This is a genomic window from Aliihoeflea sp. 2WW (assembly GCF_000497755.1).
Classification (GTDB): Bacteria; Pseudomonadota; Alphaproteobacteria; order Rhizobiales; family Rhizobiaceae; genus Aliihoeflea.
Genome location: NZ_AYOD01000001.1, coordinates 317,556 through 334,788 on the forward strand (window position 1 = coordinate 317,556; position 17,233 = coordinate 334,788).

13 protein-coding genes are annotated in these 17,233 nt (G+C 66.0%); 7 read left to right on the top strand and 6 right to left on the bottom strand.

Going from position 1 to position 17,233, the window contains the following annotated elements:
* The first annotated feature begins 139 nt into the window (after window positions 1–139).
* The gene (locus ALII_RS0101615; protein ID WP_024585594.1) at window positions 140–1,360 is read left to right on the top strand and encodes a UbiH/UbiF family hydroxylase; all 1,221 of its coding nucleotides are present in this window, start codon (window positions 140–142) and stop codon (window positions 1,358–1,360) included.
* On the opposite strand, the gene ALII_RS0101620 is transcribed toward ALII_RS0101615, so the two are convergent.
* Window positions 1,323–2,282 (bottom strand): AEC family transporter, encoded by a 960-nt coding sequence (locus ALII_RS0101620; protein ID WP_024585595.1) that lies wholly within the window; start codon window positions 2,280–2,282, stop codon window positions 1,323–1,325. The two genes, ALII_RS0101615 and ALII_RS0101620, sit on opposite strands and share 38 nt — an antisense overlap.
* Window positions 2,283–2,397: 115 nt before the next feature.
* Between ALII_RS0101620 and hspQ the strand changes: the two genes are divergently transcribed.
* On the top strand, window positions 2,398–2,730 hold the full coding sequence (gene hspQ, locus ALII_RS0101625; RefSeq protein WP_024585596.1) for a heat shock protein HspQ: 333 nt from the start codon (window positions 2,398–2,400) through the stop codon (window positions 2,728–2,730).
* A gap of 59 nt (window positions 2,731–2,789) precedes the next feature.
* On the opposite strand, the gene ALII_RS0101630 is transcribed toward hspQ, so the two are convergent.
* Window positions 2,790–3,452 carry an invasion associated locus B family protein gene (locus ALII_RS0101630; protein ID WP_024585597.1) on the bottom strand — a complete coding sequence of 221 codons (663 nt, stop codon included), beginning with the start codon at window positions 3,450–3,452 and terminating at the stop codon, window positions 2,790–2,792.
* Window positions 3,453–3,746: 294 nt separating this feature from the next.
* Here ALII_RS0101630 and ALII_RS0101640 point away from each other — a divergent pair, with 294 nt between their 5' ends.
* Window positions 3,747–5,504 (top strand): extracellular solute-binding protein, encoded by a 1,758-nt coding sequence (locus ALII_RS0101640; RefSeq protein WP_035449209.1) that lies wholly within the window; start codon window positions 3,747–3,749, stop codon window positions 5,502–5,504.
* A gap of 10 nt (window positions 5,505–5,514) precedes the next feature.
* On the top strand, window positions 5,515–6,195 hold the full coding sequence (locus ALII_RS0101645; RefSeq protein WP_024585599.1) for a DsbA family oxidoreductase: 681 nt from the start codon (window positions 5,515–5,517) through the stop codon (window positions 6,193–6,195).
* Here the strand turns inward: ALII_RS0101645 and mfd are convergent.
* Together mfd and ALII_RS0101655 are read right to left on the bottom strand one after the other, a co-directional pair.
* Complete coding sequence (mfd, locus tag ALII_RS0101650) at window positions 6,192–9,686, bottom strand: transcription-repair coupling factor (RefSeq protein WP_024585600.1); 3,495 nt, start codon at window positions 9,684–9,686, stop codon at window positions 6,192–6,194. The genes ALII_RS0101645 and mfd overlap by 4 nt on opposite strands.
* A gap of 1 nt (window position 9,687) precedes the next feature.
* Window positions 9,688–9,969, bottom strand: a complete 282-nt coding sequence (locus ALII_RS0101655; RefSeq protein WP_024585601.1) for a succinate dehydrogenase assembly factor 2 — start codon at window positions 9,967–9,969, stop codon at window positions 9,688–9,690.
* A gap of 93 nt (window positions 9,970–10,062) precedes the next feature.
* Between ALII_RS0101655 and recG the strand changes: the two genes are divergently transcribed.
* Entirely contained in the window at window positions 10,063–12,171 is a 2,109-nt protein-coding gene (recG, locus tag ALII_RS0101660; RefSeq protein ID WP_024585602.1) for an ATP-dependent DNA helicase RecG, read from the top strand.
* Here the strand turns inward: recG and ALII_RS0101665 are convergent.
* Entirely contained in the window at window positions 12,149–12,505 is a 357-nt protein-coding gene (locus ALII_RS0101665) for a DUF423 domain-containing protein (RefSeq protein WP_024585603.1), read from the bottom strand. The genes recG and ALII_RS0101665 overlap by 23 nt on opposite strands.
* 107 nt (window positions 12,506–12,612) lie before the next feature.
* Here ALII_RS0101665 and lexA point away from each other — a divergent pair, with 107 nt between their 5' ends.
* Complete coding sequence (gene lexA / locus ALII_RS0101670) at window positions 12,613–13,317, top strand: transcriptional repressor LexA (RefSeq protein WP_029660080.1); 705 nt, start codon at window positions 12,613–12,615, stop codon at window positions 13,315–13,317.
* A 12-nt stretch (window positions 13,318–13,329) separates the two neighbouring features.
* Here lexA and ALII_RS0101675 read toward each other — a convergent pair whose 3' ends face one another.
* Window positions 13,330–15,663, bottom strand: coding sequence for a ComEC/Rec2 family competence protein (locus ALII_RS0101675; RefSeq protein ID WP_081718859.1), 2,334 nt, complete (start codon window positions 15,661–15,663; stop codon window positions 13,330–13,332).
* Between the two features lie 118 nt (window positions 15,664–15,781).
* Here ALII_RS0101675 and gltX point away from each other — a divergent pair, with 118 nt between their 5' ends.
* Entirely contained in the window at window positions 15,782–17,206 is a 1,425-nt protein-coding gene (gltX, locus tag ALII_RS0101680; protein ID WP_024585604.1) for a glutamate--tRNA ligase, read from the top strand.
* Window positions 17,207–17,233: the final 27 nt, after the last annotated feature.

The following is a 17,233-nucleotide window of genomic DNA, read 5'->3' on the forward strand; positions in this document are numbered from 1 at the left end:
AGGCCAGTCCAGCTTGCGAGGGATGGCCGGGCGGCCGTCCAATCAAAGTCGAGGCTCCGCAATGGGCCAAATCGCCCCGTTGATCAATCCCGCGCGTGAGAACATATAGCTCATATCAAACGGAAAGCAGGCTGAGACGATGGAACGTATCGAGTATGATGTCCTGATCGCGGGAACCGGCCCCGTCGGCCTGATCGCGGCGCTGGCCTTTGCCGATGCGGGATTCCGGACGGCGCTCGTCGGTCCCAAGGCGTCGACGAGCGACGGGCGCACGACCGCGATCATGGACCCTGCCCTGCGTTATCTCGACGCGCTGCTTTTGGGGCCGATGCTTGCGCAACATGGCGAACCCCTGAAGACCATGCGCATCGTCGATGCGACGTCGCGGCTCGTGCGCAGCCCGACGGTGACGTTCCGCGCAGCCGAAATCGACCTTCCCGCCTTCGGACTCAACATCGCCAATCGCGAACTCAACGCCGCGCTGGAAAGCGCCGCCGTCGCGCGCCCCGGTGTCGTCCGATACGAGGGGCTGGTGGAACGCTGGGAGACCGGCGAGCACCTTGTGGGCGCAGTTCTGTCCGATGGCTCCGAACTTTCCGCGCGGCTGGTGGTCGCTGCGGACGGGCGAAGCTCCCCTGCCCGCCTTGCCGCCGGCATCGAGGTCGATGCGCGCCCGACGGGGCAGACGGCGATCGTTCTCGCCTTCTCGCACACGCGCCCGCATTCGGGCATCTCGACGGAGTTCCACACCGAATCAGGGCCGTTCACGCAGGTTCCGCTTGCCGGCGACCGGTCCAGCCTCGTCTGGGTGGTGAAGTCGGAGGATGCCGCCGAGCTTCTCGCGCTGGACCGGGCCGAACTCGCCGACCGAGTCGAACGCCAGATGCGCTCGATGCTCGGGCGCGTCACGGTCGACGTCGATCCCCAGGCCTATCCGCTGTCCACCTCGCAGCCGCGCCGCTATGCCGACAGGCGCATCGCTCTCATCGGAGAAGCGGCCCATGTCTTCCCGCCTATCGGTGCGCAGGGCCTCAATCTGGGCATCCGCGATGTGGAAAGCCTCGTCTCGGTCGCCACTCGCCACCGGGCGGACCCGGGCGCATCGGTAGCGCTGGCCGAGTACGAAGTGCACCGCCGTCCCGATGTCGCCATGCGCGCCAATGCGGTCAATCTGCTCAACCGGTCGCTGCTCTCCGACCTGCTTCCCGCCCAGCTCGCGCGCAGCACGGTATTCGAGGCGCTTCGCGCTTTTTCGCCTTTGCGGACCTTCTTCATGCATGAAGGCATGCGCCCTGGCAGCGGTCTGCGCTCGATGCTGTCTTTCAGGACCAGGGATCGACGGGCAGCAGACCGGACTTGATGGCGTAGAGGATCAGGGTCAGCGTGGCGATGGACACGATCGTCGTGACCAGAACGCTTGCCGAAGCCCGCTCGATCCACACCTCATATTGCTGTGCGATGACGAAGACGTTGGTGGCCGTCGGCAGCGCGGCGAGCAACACGGCGGTATAGATCCACATCGGCGGAAAGCCGCCGATCGCGGTCAGGATCGCGTAGCAGATCGCGGGATGGATGACGAGCTTGAAGAGCGTGATCGGCAACAGCTCGACCGGCGCGCGCTTCAGCGGCCGAAGCGCGATCGTCACGCCCATCGCGAATAGCGCGCAGGGCGCCGCGGCGCGGGCGAAGAAGTCGATCAGCGTTTCGAGCGGAAGCGGCGGGCTGTATTGCAGCCAGGCGAGCGCAACGCCGATTGCGGAGGCGATGATGAAGGGATGCAGCGCGATCTTGCGCAGGACGTCCACGGCGACGCTGCCGAAAGACTGACGGCTGCGGTCCGCCACCGCCATCAGGAACGGCGTCATTGCGAAGTGGACGGCGTTTTCGAAGCAGAAGATCAGCGCCACAGGGACCGCGGCTTCCGGCCCGAACGCCAGAAGCGCGATGCCGGGGCCCATGTAGCCGATGTTGCCGTAGGAGGCCGCTAGCGACTGGATCGTGGTCGCGCGAAGATCGCGTGTCCTGACCCAGGCGATCGCGAACATCAGGAAGAAGACGCAATAGGTCGCCGCTACGGCGCCGAGGATGAAGCGCCAGTTTGCCAGATCCTCGAGCGGGGTGCGCGATAGAAGCTGGATGAACAAGGCGGGCAGCGCGAGATAGATGATGAAAAAATTCATCCATCCCAGCGCCTCGACCGGCTGCCTGGTCAGCCGCGCGACGAAGGCGCCGATGAAGATCATGCCGAAGAAGGGCAGAACGAGTGCGACGATTTCCGACATGGGGCCTGCAATCGGTGCGGATGGCCGCGCTTACGCAGCGATCGGCCGGGCGTCAACCCGGGCGGGATTGAATTTGCCCGTCGCCTGCGCCAAGTAGACATGTGAGGTCAGACACATGCCCGAGACAAGAAACGCAAAGTTCGCCATTGGCCAAGTCGTTCGCCACCGCATCTTCCCGTTCCGCGGTGTGATATTCGACGTCGATCCCGAGTTCGCCAACACCGAGGAATGGTATCGCGCCATTCCCGCCGACATGCGTCCGCGAAAGGATCAGCCCTTTTATCACCTGCTCGCCGAAAACGCGCAGACGGAATACGTAGCCTATGTTTCGGAGCAGAACCTCCTGCCGGACGAAACCGGCGAGCCGGTACGCCACCCGCAGCTTCGCGAGTATTTCGGAGCGCTGAGCGAGGGGCGGTACGAGCCGAAGCCCCGCGCAAGCCACTGAAACGAAAAACGGGCGGCCCGATGGCCGCCCGTTTCGATTCGTTCGCCTGAACCCGACGCCTAGTCGGTTTCGGTTGCCGCACCGGCGGCCGGAGCGGCGGTGCCGCCCTGCTTGGCACGTTCCTGCTCTTCGCGCAGGCGACGGTTGAAATCTTCCGTGTTGCGGCTGACGAAGTCCTGAAGCTGGCGCTGGCGGTCCTCGATGTCGGACTGCTGCAGCGGTGCTCCGTCGAAGGCCTGGGTGAAGCCGGACAGCGAAACCTGGATCGGATTCGGCTGGTTCTGGAAGTTCACCGACGTCAGGCGCAGGTTCGAGCCGCGCTTGAAGGAGGCGACAAGATTGTCTGTCAACTGGCCTTCCGCGATGCAGCGGTCGGGCAGACAGATCACGTAGTCGAGCTTCTGGGTCTCGCCACCGTCGATCTGCATGCCGATGCCGGGGGGCAGAAGACGGCCGGGCGGAACGGTGACCTGGAAGACGCGGCGGGCTTGGCCGCCTTCGATCTGGATCAGGCTGACGCCGGTCAGCAACTGGCCGGATTCGGAGACCATGATGTTCTGCACGTTGCAGATGTTGGTCTCTTCCTGCTGGCTGCAGGCCTTGAACCAGCCCTGCGGCAATTCAGGCTGCTGCTGGGCGCTGGCGCCCGATGTCGAAAGTGCCAGCCCCACCAGGCCAGCGGCAATCGTGGAAATCGTAGATGCGGTGGTAAGGGTCGTCATCCGAAGCGATCCTTTCGCGTAAGATCTGAGTGTCGGCACCGGCCGTGGCCCATCGATTGGCGTCGTGTTGACCAAATGCGGCGAGAGCATGACTGCCGGGGGCGTCTACACCTTATGCCGGCCGAAATCCAGAGCCACCGCCTTTTTGCCCAGAAGCTAGCGCAGATCGTCGCGTGAGGCGCTGGGTCGGTTCAAACGAGGCCGCGTATCGACTAGGCTTTCGCGAATCATCGCGCGATTTTCGGAGAGGCTAAGATGCGAGGACTTCTGGGCTTGGCAGCCGCGGCCGCGGTCATGGCGCTGCCGCTCGCGCATGCAATGGCCGAGCCGCAACATGCCATCGCCATGCATGGCGAACCGGCGCTCGCCGAAGCCTATGCCCACCTGCCCTATGCCGATCCCGACGCCCGAAAGGGCGGGCGGATCGACTACGCCGTGCAGGGGTCGTTCGACAGCCTCAATCCGTTCATCGTGCAAGGCTCGGGTGCGCGCGGCATCCTCGACCTCGAACTGGGCAACAATGTCTTCGAAACGCTCATGCAGCGCTCCTATGACGAGGCTTTCTCGCTCTATCCGCTGATCGCGAAGACGGTCGAGACGGACGATGCGCGCTCCTTCGTCGAATTCACCATCGACCCCGATGCGCGATTTTCCGACGGGGAGCCGGTCACGGCGCAGGACGTCGCCTTCACCGTCGAGCTTCTCGCCGAAAAAGGCTATCCGCGCTACGCGACGACGGCGCGCAAGATCGCCGAGACGATCGTCGAGGGCGACACGGTGCGATTCGAATTCGTCGAGCCCGACCGCGAACTGCCGCTGATCCTCGGTCTGATGCCGGTGCTGCCCGAACATGCCATCGACCGCGAGACCTTCGACCGCTCGACACTGACGCCGATGATCGGCAGCGGCCCTTACGAGATCGCCGAAGTTCGTCCGGGCGAGCGCATCGTCCTGAAGCGCGACGAGGATTATTGGGCGAAAGATCATCCCTCGAAGCGCGGTCTCGACAATTACGACGAGATCCGCATCACCTACTACCGCGACACGAACACCATGTTCGAGGCGTTCAAGAAGGGTCTCGTCGACATCCAGCTCGAGACCAATGCGCAGCGCTGGGCGACGGGCTACGACTTCCCCGCGGTCGCTTCGGGCGGCGTCGTGCAGGACGAATTCGAGACCGGGCTGCCGTCCGGCATGCAGGGCTTCGTCATGAACACGCGCCGGCCGGTCTTCCAGGATGTCGCCGTGCGACGTGCGCTGGCGGGCCTTTTCGATTTCGAATGGGTCAACCGCACGCTCCTGTCGAATGCCTATGAGCGCACCGGCTCCTACTATGCCCGCTCCGAACTCTCCTCCCTCGACCGTCACGCGAGCGAGGCCGAACTCGCACTGCTCGGCGAATTCGCCGAGACAATCGAGCCGCAGATTCTTGCCGGGGAGCATCAGCCGGCGAAGACCAATGGAAGCGGCCGGGACCGTGATTTCCTTCGAAGGGGATTCGAGGCGCTGAAGGCGGCCGGTCACACGATGCAGGACGGCCGCATGGTCGGTCCGAACGGCCGCCCCCTCGCCTTCGAAATCATGCTGCGCGGGCGCAATGGCGAGGAGATCGCGTCCGCCTGGCAGCGCACGCTGCGCGCCATCGGCATCGAACTGACCATGCGCTCGGTCGATGATGCGCAGTATCAGCAGCGGCTCCTGACATACGACTACGACGTCATCCTCCACACCTACACCTCGTCGCTCTCTCCCGGCGTGGAGCAGGTCGGGCGTTGGGGAAGTCGGGCGAAGGAGCCGCAGGGCACGATGAACTATGCCGGCGTCGCCGAGCCTGCCGTCGATGCGATGATCGGCAACCTCCTGACCGCCACGACGCGCGAGAGCTTCGTTGACGCGGTGCGCGCCTATGACCGGGTTCTTCTCAACGGCGCCTATGTCGTCCCGCTCTATCACCAGCCAGAGCTTTGGGTCGCGCGCTGGTCGCGGATCGAGCGCCCTGATAAGGTTCCGCTCTACGGCATCCACCTGCCTGCATGGTGGCGCGCGCAATAGGAACTAGCTCATGCAGCACACGGTCCCGATCTCGATCGACGTCGTTTCCGACGTCGTCTGCCCCTGGTGCTATATCGGCCTGAAGCGGCTCGATGCGGCGATGGCTCAGGCCCAAGAGGTGCCGGTCGACGTGCGCTGGCGGCCTTACCAACTCGACGCCACCATTCCGCCGGAAGGGCGCGACCGCAGGCAATACATGCTGGCGAAGTTCGGCAGCGAGGAGAAGCTTCGCGAAATTCATGCGCGCGTCGCCGAGGCTGGCCGCTCGGCCGGCATCGACTTCGCCTTCGATGCGATCAAGGTTTCGCCGAACACGCTCGACGCGCACCGGCTCATCCGCTGGGCGGCGTCCGCCGAAGGTAACCGGCAGACCGAGGTCAAGAAGCGGCTGATGCAGGCTTATTTCGAGGAAGGCCGCAATGTCGGCGACCGCGCTGTCCTCATCGACATCGCGCGCGAGGCGGGCATGGATGCGGCAGTCGTCGAGGCGCTGCTTGCGAGCGATTCCGACATCGCCGAGACCCGCGGCGAAATCGAGACCGCCCAGCAGATGGGCGTCACCGGCGTTCCCTGCTACCTCCTCGAAGGCCGCTACGCGGTCATGGGCGCGCAGGACCCGGCCGTCCTTGCCGATGCGATCCGCCAGATTTCGGCTGCCAAGGCGCGCGGTGAACTCGGATCTGCCGCCTAAGCGGCTTTGTCCGCGATCTTCGCCAGTTGGGTCATGATCACCGCCGAGCCCTGCAGGCGCTTTGCCGGTGTCGCCCAGTCGCGCACGAGCACGATCGAATGGTCCGGGCGGATCTTCGCCGCCGCCCCCTGCTCGCCGATATAGCGAACGAGTCCAGCCGGTTCCGGAAAGCTCTTGTTGCGGAACTGGATGACGACGCCCTTCGGCCCTGCGTCCAGCTTCTCGACATTGGCGCGCTTGCAAAGGCCCTTGATGAAGACGATCTTCATCAGGTGCTCGACTTCCTGCGGCAGCGGGCCGAAGCGGTCGATCAGTTCGGCGCCGAAGCCGTCGATCTCCTGCGGCGTGTCGAGGTCCGCCAGACGGCGATAGAGCGCCATGCGCAGTTGCAGGTCCGGCACGTAGCTTTCCGGGATCATGACGGCCGTGCCGACCGCGATCTGCGGCGACCACTCGCCAGAGCCCGCATCAACGTCGCCCTTCGTCTCAGCCACGGCCTCCTCCAGCATCTGCTGGTAGAGCTCGAAGCCGACTTCCTTGATATGGCCGGACTGCTCCTCGCCGAGAAGGTTGCCGGCGCCGCGAATGTCGAGATCGTGGCTGGCGAGCTGGAAGCCGGCGCCGAGCGTGTCGAGCGATTGCAAGACCTTCAGGCGGCGGTCGGCCTGTTGGGTCAGCATCTTGTTGGCCGGCAGCGTCAAAAGCGCATACGCGCGTGACTTCGAGCGACCGACGCGACCGCGGATCTGGTAGAGCTGCGCGAGGCCGAACATGTCGGCGCGGTGGACGACGAGCGTGTTGGCGGTGGGGATGTCGAGGCCGGATTCGACGATCGTGGTCGACAGGAGCACGTCGTACTGGCCGTCGTAGAAGGCGTTCATGATGTCGTCGAGTTCGCCCGCCGCCATCTGGCCATGCGCGGTGGCAACCTTCAGTTCAGGCACCTGCTCGTCGAGAAACTGCTTGATCTCGCCGAGGTCGGAGATACGCGGCACGACGTAGAAGCTCTGGCCGCCACGATAGCGCTCGCGCAAAAGCGTCTCGCGGATGACCAGCGGGTCGAAAGGCGCGATGAACGTGCGCACCGCCATGCGGTCGACCGGCGGCGTGGTGATGAGCGAGAGTTCGCGCACGCCCGTCAGCGCCAGTTGCAGCGTGCGTGGGATCGGCGTCGCGGAAAGCGTCAGCACGTGCACGTCGCTTTTCAGCTCCTTCAGCCGCTCCTTGTGCTTGACGCCGAAATGCTGCTCTTCGTCGACGATCAGCAGGCCGAGATTCTTGAAGCTCACGCCGGAGCCCAGCAGTGCATGGGTGCCGACGACGATGTCGATCGTGCCGTCCGAGATGCCCTTTTTGGTCTCTGCGAGTTCCTTCGAGCCGACCAGTCGCGAGGCCTGCCGGACCTTGACCGGAAGCCCGGCAAAGCGCTGCGAGAACGTCTTGAAATGCTGGCGGGCGAGAAGCGTCGTCGGCACGACCACGGCGACCTGGAAGCCTTCGAGCGCGGCGATGAAGGCCGCGCGCAGCGCCACCTCGGTCTTGCCGAAGCCGACATCGCCGCAGATCAGCCGGTCCATAGGGCGGCCCCGCGCCAGATCGTCCAGCACCGCGTCGATGGCGTTCTGCTGGTCGTCGGTCTCGTCATAAGGAAAGCGCGCGGCGAACTCGCCGTAGACGCCGTCCGGCGGCGCCATCACCGGCGCGGGGCGCAAGGTGCGCTCCGCCGCGATGCGGATCAGGTGCCCCGCCATTTCGAGCAGGCGCTTCTTCAGCTTCGCCTTGCGCGCCTGCCACGCCCCGCCACCGAGCTTGTCGAGCGTGGCCTCGGAGCCCTCGGCACCATAGCGCGACAGAAGCTCGATGTTCTCGACCGGCAGGAACAGCCGATCGTCGCCGGCATAGCGCAGTTCCAGGCAGTCATGCGGCGCGCCGGCGGCCGTAATCGTCTGCAAGCCGACGAAGCGGCCGATGCCGTGGTCGGCATGGACGACGATGTCGCCGGCATTGAGGGCGGCGACTTCGGCAATGAAATCAGACGCCTTCTTGCGCTTCTTCGAACGGCGCACGAGCCGATCGCCGAGAATGTCCTGCTCGGCGACGACGACCAGCTTCTCGGTCTGGAAGCCGCTTTCGAGCGGCAGGATCGCAAGGCCGATCTTGTCGGTCCCGAGCTTTTCGAGGTCGGCCAGCGAGGTGACGCGGGCGACGCCTTCGAGTTCGTGCTCGCCGAGGATCTGCGCCAGACGATCGGACGAACCTTCCGACCAGCCTGCTACGACGACCTTGCGCTTCTTGGCACGCAGGTCCGCGATGTAGCGCGCGGCGCGGTCGAAGACGTTGATCGACGGGTCCGCGCGTTCCTCGGCGAAGGACCGGCCGGCCTCGGCACCTGCGTGGATGATGCGGCGGCGGTCGACTTCCGGTGCGGCGAAGGGCGTGAATTCGAGGACGTCGCGGCCCTCGCCTGCCCCCTTGACGGCATCGGCTGAAAGGTAGAGCGCGTCCGGCGGCAGCGGCTTGTACGGTACCGCTTCGCCGACGCTGCCGGACGACTGGCGCTTGCGCGCATCGTAATAGTCGCGGATCAGCGTGTGTCGCTCGCCGATCGCCTCGCGCGAGAGATGGTCGAAGACCACCGGCGCGTCCGGCAGATAGTCGAATATGGTCTCGACCGTCTCGAAGAAGAGCGGCAGCCAGTGCTCCATGCCGGCAAAGCGCCTGCCCTCGCTGATCGAGGCGTAGAGCGCATCGTCGCGCGAAGGCGCGCCGAAGAGTTCGATGTAGTTGCGGCGAAAGCGGCTGATCGTGTCGGGTGTCAGCGCAATCTCACTCATCGGCTGCAGCCGCAATTCGCGCCGCTGGCCGGTCGTGCGCTGCGAGGCCGGGTCGAAGGCGCGGATCGATTCCAGCGTGTCGCCGAAGAAGTCGAGCCGCAGCGCTTCCTCCGCGCCGGGCGCCAGAAGGTCGAGAATGCCGCCGCGTACCGCATATTGGCCGACGTCGCGCACCGTCGCCACGCGTTCGAATCCGCTCGTCTCCAGCCTTGCGACGAGGTCGTTCATGTCGATCTGGTTGCCGGGCTTCGCGCTCAGCGTCTGGCCGGCGACGAAATCGAGCGGCGGCATCTTCTGCAGCACCGCATTGGCGCTGACGAGGACGATGGCGCGGTGCGGTTTTTTGCGAAGCGCGGCGACCGACGCCATGGCGTCCAGACGACGCGCGACCGCGTCGCTGCCGGGCGAAACGCGGTCATAGGGGAGGCAATCCCAGGCCGGCAGTTCGAGCACCGGCAGGCCGGGCGCGACGAACTGCAGGATGTCGGCGAGCGCCGGGATCTTCTGCCCGTCGCGCGCGACGAAGACGACCGGGCCATCCTGCGCAGCCGCGATCGCCGCGAGCGCAAAGGCCTCGTAGCCATCGGCGACGCCGTCGACGACTGTCGGTTCACCGGTGCGCCTGGCGGAGATGTGAATGGGATTGAGAAGCGTCATGTCAGGTGGCGAGGCTGCGGGCGTCGGTGATCATGCGGCGGACGATTTCGTTGTCCTGATGCGGCGGAACCGGCATTTCGCCGGTGATCCACTTGACGATGTCGCCATCGGATTCGCCGAGCAGGGACTCGAAGAGTTCGAGCTGCCCTTCGTCGAATTTGCCGAGTTCGCGATCGGCAAAGCCACCGATGACGAGGTCGGCCTCGCGCATCCCGCGATGCCAGGCGCGAAAACGCGCCTTGCGCTTGCGGATATCGAGAAGATCAGCGGAATTTGCGGACATGAAGGGCCTATCGGGTTGGACCGCGCATATAGCGTCTGGGAAACGCGATGTCAGCCTTTCGGCCGCGAAGTTGCGTCGATAGTATCGCGCGCCATGCGTCCGACCGAACTCGATCCCCTCTTTGCGCCCGTCACCTCGCTCGCCGGCGTCGGCGAGAAGACGGCCGAGTTGATGCGCCGTATCCTCTCGGCCGACACGACGGGCCGCGACGTGCGCGCGGCCGACCTTCTCTTCGTGCCACCCCATTCGGTGATCGACCGCACGCGCCGCCCAGGCGTCGCGCTTTCGGGCGAAGGGTCGATAGTGACGCTCGACCTCACCGTCGATCGCCACCAGGCGCCACCACGTGGCCGTGGCGCGATGCCCTACCGCGTCTTCGCCTTTGACGAGACCGGCGAGATCGCGCTCACCTTCTTCCATGCCAAGGGCCAGTGGCTTGAAAAGCTGATGCCGGTCGGCGGCGAGATCGTCGTCTCCGGCAAGGTCGAATGGTTCAACGGCCGCCCGTCGATGGTTCACCCGGACCACATCGTCGCCAAGGCGGACGCCGGAGCCCTGCCCGCGATCGAGCCGGTCTATCCAATGACGGCCGGGCTTTCGGCCAAGCTGGTGCGCAAGGCGGTTGCCTCGGCGCTGGAGCGGATGCCGATACTTCCCGAGTGGCAGGACGAGACCGTGCTTGGCCGCCACGACTTTCCCGATTTTCGCGTAGCGCTTCTCCATCTCCACCAGCCCGAAGCGCCTGCCGATTGCGATGTCGCAAGTCCGGCATGGCGGCGGCTCGCCTATGACGAGCTTCTCGCTGGCCAGATCGCGCTCGCGCTGGTGCGTCTGCGCATGAAGCGTGTCGCGGGCCAGGCTCGCCTCGGCGATGGCGCCAAGGGCGCGGCGATCCGCGACGCCCTGCCCTATGCGCTCACCGGCGCGCAACAGCGCTCGATCGCCGAGATCGAAGGCGACCTCGCCAAGCCGGATCGCATGCTACGGCTTCTCCAGGGCGATGTCGGCTCGGGCAAGACCGTCGTCGCGTTGCTTTCCATGGCGCGGATTGCCGAGGCCGGCGGCCAGTCCGCGCTGATGGCGCCGACGGAAATCCTTGCGCGCCAGCATTTTGCGACGATCGCGCCGCTGGCCGAGAAAGCCGGGCTCCGCGCCGCCATCCTCACCGGCCGCGAGAAGGGCCGCGAGCGCGCGGAAACACTTGCCGCCATCGCCGACGGGACGATCGACATCGTCATCGGCACGCACGCGATCTTCCAGGAGAGCGTCAGTTTCCACGGCCTCGCCTTCGCCGTCATCGACGAGCAGCATCGGTTCGGCGTCCACCAGCGTCTCGCCATCGGCGCCAAGGGCGCGGCGCCCGACATTCTCGTCATGACCGCGACGCCGATCCCGCGCACGCTCGTCCTCACAGCCTTCGGTGACATGGACGTCTCGCGCCTCGACGAGAAGCCGGCTGGCCGCCAGCCGATCCAGACCGTCACCCTGCCGCTCGAACGTCTTTCGGACTTGATCGCCCGGATGCGCCGCGCCGTCGACGAAGGCCAGAAGATCTACTGGATCTGCCCGCTGGTCGAGGAAGCCGAAGGCATGGACGTCATGTCCGCCGCTGACCGGCACAAGGCGTTGGCAGACATTTTCGGCCCCGACGTCGGGCTCGTCCACGGTCGAATGTCGGGCGTAGCAAAGGACGAGGCGATGGCCGATTTCAAGGCCGGCCGCACGCGTATCCTCGTGGGAACGACCGTCATCGAAGTCGGCGTCGACGTGCCCGACGCGACGATCATCGTCATCGAGCATGCCGAGCGTTTCGGCCTCGCCCAGCTTCACCAGTTGCGCGGCCGGGTCGGGCGCGGACAGGCGGCGTCGAGCTGCGTGCTCCTCTACCAGTCGCCGCTCGGCGAGGTCGCCAAGCAGCGGCTGACCGTCATGCGCGACACGGAAGACGGCTTCCGCATCGCCGAGGAAGATCTGAAACTGCGCGGCGAAGGCGAACTCCTCGGCACGCGCCAGTCTGGCACGCCCGGCTTCCAGCTTGCTCGCCTGGAACACCACGCCGACCTGTTGTCGGTCGCGCGTGACGATGCGCGGCTCTTCCTCCAGCGCGACCCCGACCTCGCCACGCCGCGCGGGCGGGCGATCCGCACGCTGCTCTATCTCTTCGGGCGCGACGACGCGATCAGGTTGATCCGCGCCGGCTGAACAGCGCAGAAGCTGCGACGACGGCCCAGCCGCCGATCAACAGCATGCCGCCGGCAGGTGCGGCCATCGGGAACAGCCGGTCGCCGAGAAATGCGCGGGCAGCAATGTCCCCGCAGAAGAGCGCGAGCCCGACCGCGAGAATCCAGGTGCCGGCAAGCTGGAGCCGGCCGAACTGAAGACCCGCCAGCACCATCAGCGCCGGTGCATGGAACAACAGCATGTCGGCCGCGGTGCCGAGCGTGCCCTCTCGGTGCGCGGCGACCGCCGAAAGTGCGACACCGCAGGCGCCGCAAAGCGCGCCGAGGCAAAAGAGAATTCGGTCGGTATGGGCCATGTTTTGTCCAGATTGCTCGACTTTCACGCGCCTGTTGCAGAACACATGAAGAACGGTTAAGTTTGTTCTGGTTTTGTTTTTCGGCGATTCTCCTTGTAAGGACTGCCATGCTCACGCGCAAGCAACACGAACTCCTGCTCTTCATCCATCAGCGGCTGAAGGAGAGCGGCGTGCCGCCCTCCTTCGACGAGATGAAGGAGGCGCTCGGTCTGGCTTCCAAGTCGGGCATCCATCGTCTCATCACGGCGCTCGAGGAGCGCGGCTTCCTGCGTCGCCTGCCAAACCGGGCACGCGCGCTCGAGGTGATCAAGCTGCCCGAATCGATCTCCCAGCAGCCGCGGCGTTTCCAGCCGAGCGTCATCCAGGGCAGCCTGTCGGAAAAGCCGGCGGTAAGGACGGAGAAGGCGCAGCCGGTTCCGGTGACACGAGCGCCGGTCGAGATTCCCGTCATGGGCCGGATCGCCGCCGGCGTCCCCATCGACGCGATCCAGCATGCGACCCGCGCGGTCGCCGTGCCGCCGGAGATGCTGGCGGGCGGCGAGCATTACGCGCTCGACGTCCATGGCGATTCGATGATCGAGGCCGGTATCCTCGATGGCGACACGGTGATCATCCGGGCGGGGCAGTCCGCGACGCCGGGCGAGATCGTCGTCGCGCTGGTGGACGATCAGGAGGCGACCTTGAAGCGCTTCCGCCGCAAGGGCGCGTCGATCGCGCTCGAAGCGGCCAATCCCGCCTACGAGACGAAGATCTACGGTTCCGAGCGCGTCAAGGTTCAGGGCAAGCTGGTCGGGCTGCTCCGCAAGTACTGAGCGACGGCGGGGTCAATCGCGGCGATAGGGCGGCATCCCGCGCGCCTCGCGGGAGAATTGGCGGTGGCTGTGCCACGGCCGGTAGGGCTCGCGAATGGCATGGATGATGTTTGGCAGGGCACCTGCGTTGCCCAATCGGATTTCCGCACTGCCCCGCCGTGCCAGGTCCTTCTTCGTCACGATCGCCGCCTCACCCGTCCGACAGACATGGCCTGCAGTCGCATCATCGATCACGATCAGCGCGGCGCTGGTACAGAATGCGAAGGCGGCGATCGCGTCCGGTACATGCGCCACTAGACGCCCTTGCTCGTCCTGCGCGACGCATGTCTTGTCCGCGCAGGAAAAGCCCGGCACGGTCGAGGCCCTGTCAATCGCTTCGGCCAGCGTCGCCGCATCGGCAGGCGATTGGAAGCGGTCCGCATCCATTCCATGCAGCCAGTTCTGGATCGTGAAGCCGTTCGGCCGGGATCGATTGACGTGAAGCGTCCGCCCCTGGCCGGCGATGGCGACGAGCCGTCCATCCTCCGAGACAAGGACATCCGGCAGGTCGCGGTTTGCGATGAGGCCGGTTCCGAGGATCAGGAATGGCAGGGCGATCAGGCGCAACTTCCCCGAGAGCGCGGTCATGGCGACGAGACCGACCGTGAGCACCGCGACGGCAGCGACGGGCAGCGAGCCGACGGCATCGATCGGCGAGCGCGCCGCAAACCAGGCGGCGATCTCGAGGACGGCCGACAGGCCTGCACCCATGATCCGGAGCGGCAAGGCCTCGAGGCCCAGCGGCATCAAGATCGCGGAGAGCACCGCAAACGGCATGACGATGGCCGAGACGATCGGCATCGCAGTCAGGTTCACCCAGAGCGCATGCGGTGAGACGCGGTGGAAGTGATAGGCGCCGTAGAGTGTCGTGGCGAGGCCGGCGACCACGGACGTCGCCGCGAGGCCGAGCATGAATTTGAGCGCTCCTATCCCGATTCGGCCCATTGCGCCGCGTTGGGGCTGAACGGCGGTGGGCGTTCGCCGCCGCTCGCTCCACCAGCCATAGGCGCCGATCAATGCCGCGGTCGCGGCGAAGGACATCTGGAAGCTGGGGCCGACGACTTCGTGCGGCGAAATCGCGATGACGATGATGGCCGAGATCGCCAGATTGCGCATCGTCAGCGCGGCGCGGTCGAACAGGATCGCGACGAGCATCACCGCAAGCATGATGTAGCTGCGCTGCGCGGCGACTTCACCGCCGGATATGCCGAGATAGAGCGTCGCCGCGATCAGCGCGATGGTTGCCGCGTACTTCTTCACCGGCCGACGCGAGGCGAAGACCGGAAAGAGCGCGAAGCCACCGCGAATGGTGACAAGAACGGTGCCCGCGACGAGCGCCATGTGCAGGCCGGAAATGGACAGTATGTGCGCGAGACCTGTTTTCCGAAGGTCCTCGTTGATCGTCTCGGGTATGCCCGCGCGAACGCCTGCGATCAAGGTTGCTGCGATTTCGGCCTCGGCACCTTCGAGGACGGCGCGCACCCGCGCGGCGATGGCGAGGCGGACGGATTCGAGGCGCACTTTCGACCTCTCGCGCCAGTCAGGTTGCGAGGACGACGAGGCGAGCACGGGATCGCGCAGGAAAAAGCCGATCGCCCCGATGCCATCGTAATAGCTGTTGTAGGCGAAGTCGTAGCCGCCAGGGCGCACCGGCCCGGATGGCGGCATCAGCCGTGCGATGCCGACGATTGTCATGCCGAGCTGCAGTTCGGGTGGCACGTTTCGCGCGGACAGGCGAACGCGCTCGGGCGCATAGCGCAGTTCCGGCCGGGCGGTCGAGATCACGTCGACGGTCAGGCGAGTGCGGCCGGTTGCCTGATGCTCGATCCGCACCACCCGTCCCGTGATTTGTGTCCCGATTTCCGACCCCATCATCGCCGTGTCGGCTCGCCAAGTTTCCACACCGGCAACCCCCGCCCCGACGATGGTGGCCAGTGTTGCGAAAACGGCGAAGGAAAATGCGGGCCGGCCCCGCGCAAGATGCCCCACGACGACCAGCGCGCCAAGGATCGCAGCGAGGAGGACGAGGGGCGGCTCGAAAGGCAGCGCTCCGTAGACGATGACGCCAAGCGCCATCGCGACAGGGATGAAGACGAAGCCTGTTCCGCGATCGCGCTCGTCGGCCACGGCGCGGGCGGCCGCGTCGCGCGAGGGAAGCGTGTGGGACGAACCCATGTGGCGCGGTGATGGCCTGGTGTCGAGGCGCGCGCCGGCTTCGGCCCGAACGGGCACAATGTCCGCTTCGTCCGCCTCGCCGGGCGGAACGAAGGCGCGCCATTCCTCGTCCTGACGCGTATCCCCGGCCATATCCCCTGCCCGCCCGCTTGCGCCTCGAGCCGCCTATGCTACATGAGCCACCACGAATGGCCACAGCGCCCGCGACGCGGCCGAGCCGTGCGCCTCCCCAAGTTCTCCAGGAGCAATCATGTCCTCCAAGGTCGTCACCCGCTTTGCCCCCTCGCCGACCGGCTATCTGCACATCGGCGGCGCGCGCACCGCGCTTTTCAACTGGCTCTATTCCAAGCACACGGGCGGCGAGATGCTGCTGCGCATCGAGGACACCGACCGCGAGCGCTCGACGGACGCGGCGACGGTCGCGATCCTCGACGGGCTGAAGTGGCTCGGCCTCGACTGGGACGGCGAGCCGGTCTCGCAGTTCGAGCGCGCCGCGCGCCATCGCGCGATCGGCGAGGAGTTGGTGAAGAGCGGCAAGGCGTATTACTGCTATGCCTCGCCCGAGGAATTGACCGAGATGCGCGAGAAGGCGCGTGCCGAGGGCAAGCCGCCGCGCTATGACGGGCGCTGGCGCGACCGCGATCCGTCCGAGGCGCCCGAGGACGTCAAGCCTGTCGTGCGCATCAAGGCGCCGCAGGACGGGTTCACCATCGTCGCCGACAAGGTTCAGGGCGAGGTTCGCTTCCCCAACAAGGACCTCGACGATTTCATCATCCTGCGCTCGGACGGCAACCCAACCTACATGCACGCCGTCGTGGTCGACGACCACGACATGGGCGTCACCCACATCATTCGCGGCGACGATCACCTGACCAACGCTGCGCGCCAGACCATCATCTACCAGGCGATGGGCTGGGACGTTCCGGTCATGGCCCACATCCCGCTGATCCACGGCGCGGATGGCGCCAAGCTGTCCAAGCGGCACGGCGCGCTCGGCGTCGAGGCCTATCGCGAGATGGGCTACTTGCCGGCGGCGCTGCGAAACTATCTCGTCCGCCTCGGCTGGAGCCATGGCGACGACGAGATCATGACGCTCGACCAGATGATCGAATGGTTCGAAATCGAGGACGTCAACAAGGGCGCGGCCCGCTTCGACTTCGCTAAGCTGGAGGCCCTCAACGGCGTCCATATGCGCCAGAGCGACGATGCCGAGCTTCTCGGCGCATTCGAGGCGACGCTGCCCTATCTTGCCGGTGGGGCCGAAATGATTGCGGCGCTGACGCCGGAGCGTCGCGCGCAGCTTCTGGCGGCGATGTCCGGCCTCAAGGATCGCGCCAAGACGCTTGTCGAGCTGAAGGACGGCGCGGCTTTCCTGTTCGCCGCGCGGCCCCTGCCGATGGAGGAGAAGGCCGAGCAGATTCTCGCCGATGGCGGCCGCGACGTCGTTCGCGACCTCCTTCCCCGCCTGGAAGCCGTCGGCGACTGGAGCGCATCCGAAACGGAAGCAGCGGTTCGCAATTATGCGGAGGAGACCGGATTGAAGCTGGGCAAGGCGGCACAACCCCTGCGCGCAGCCTTGACCGGCCGCTCCGTTTCGCCCGGCGTTTTCGACGTTCTGGCCGTTCTGGGCCGCGAGGAAAGTCTCGGTCGGCTTCGCGATCAGGCCGAAAAGTGAAGAGCTTTTCGCAGCGCAGCATGCAAC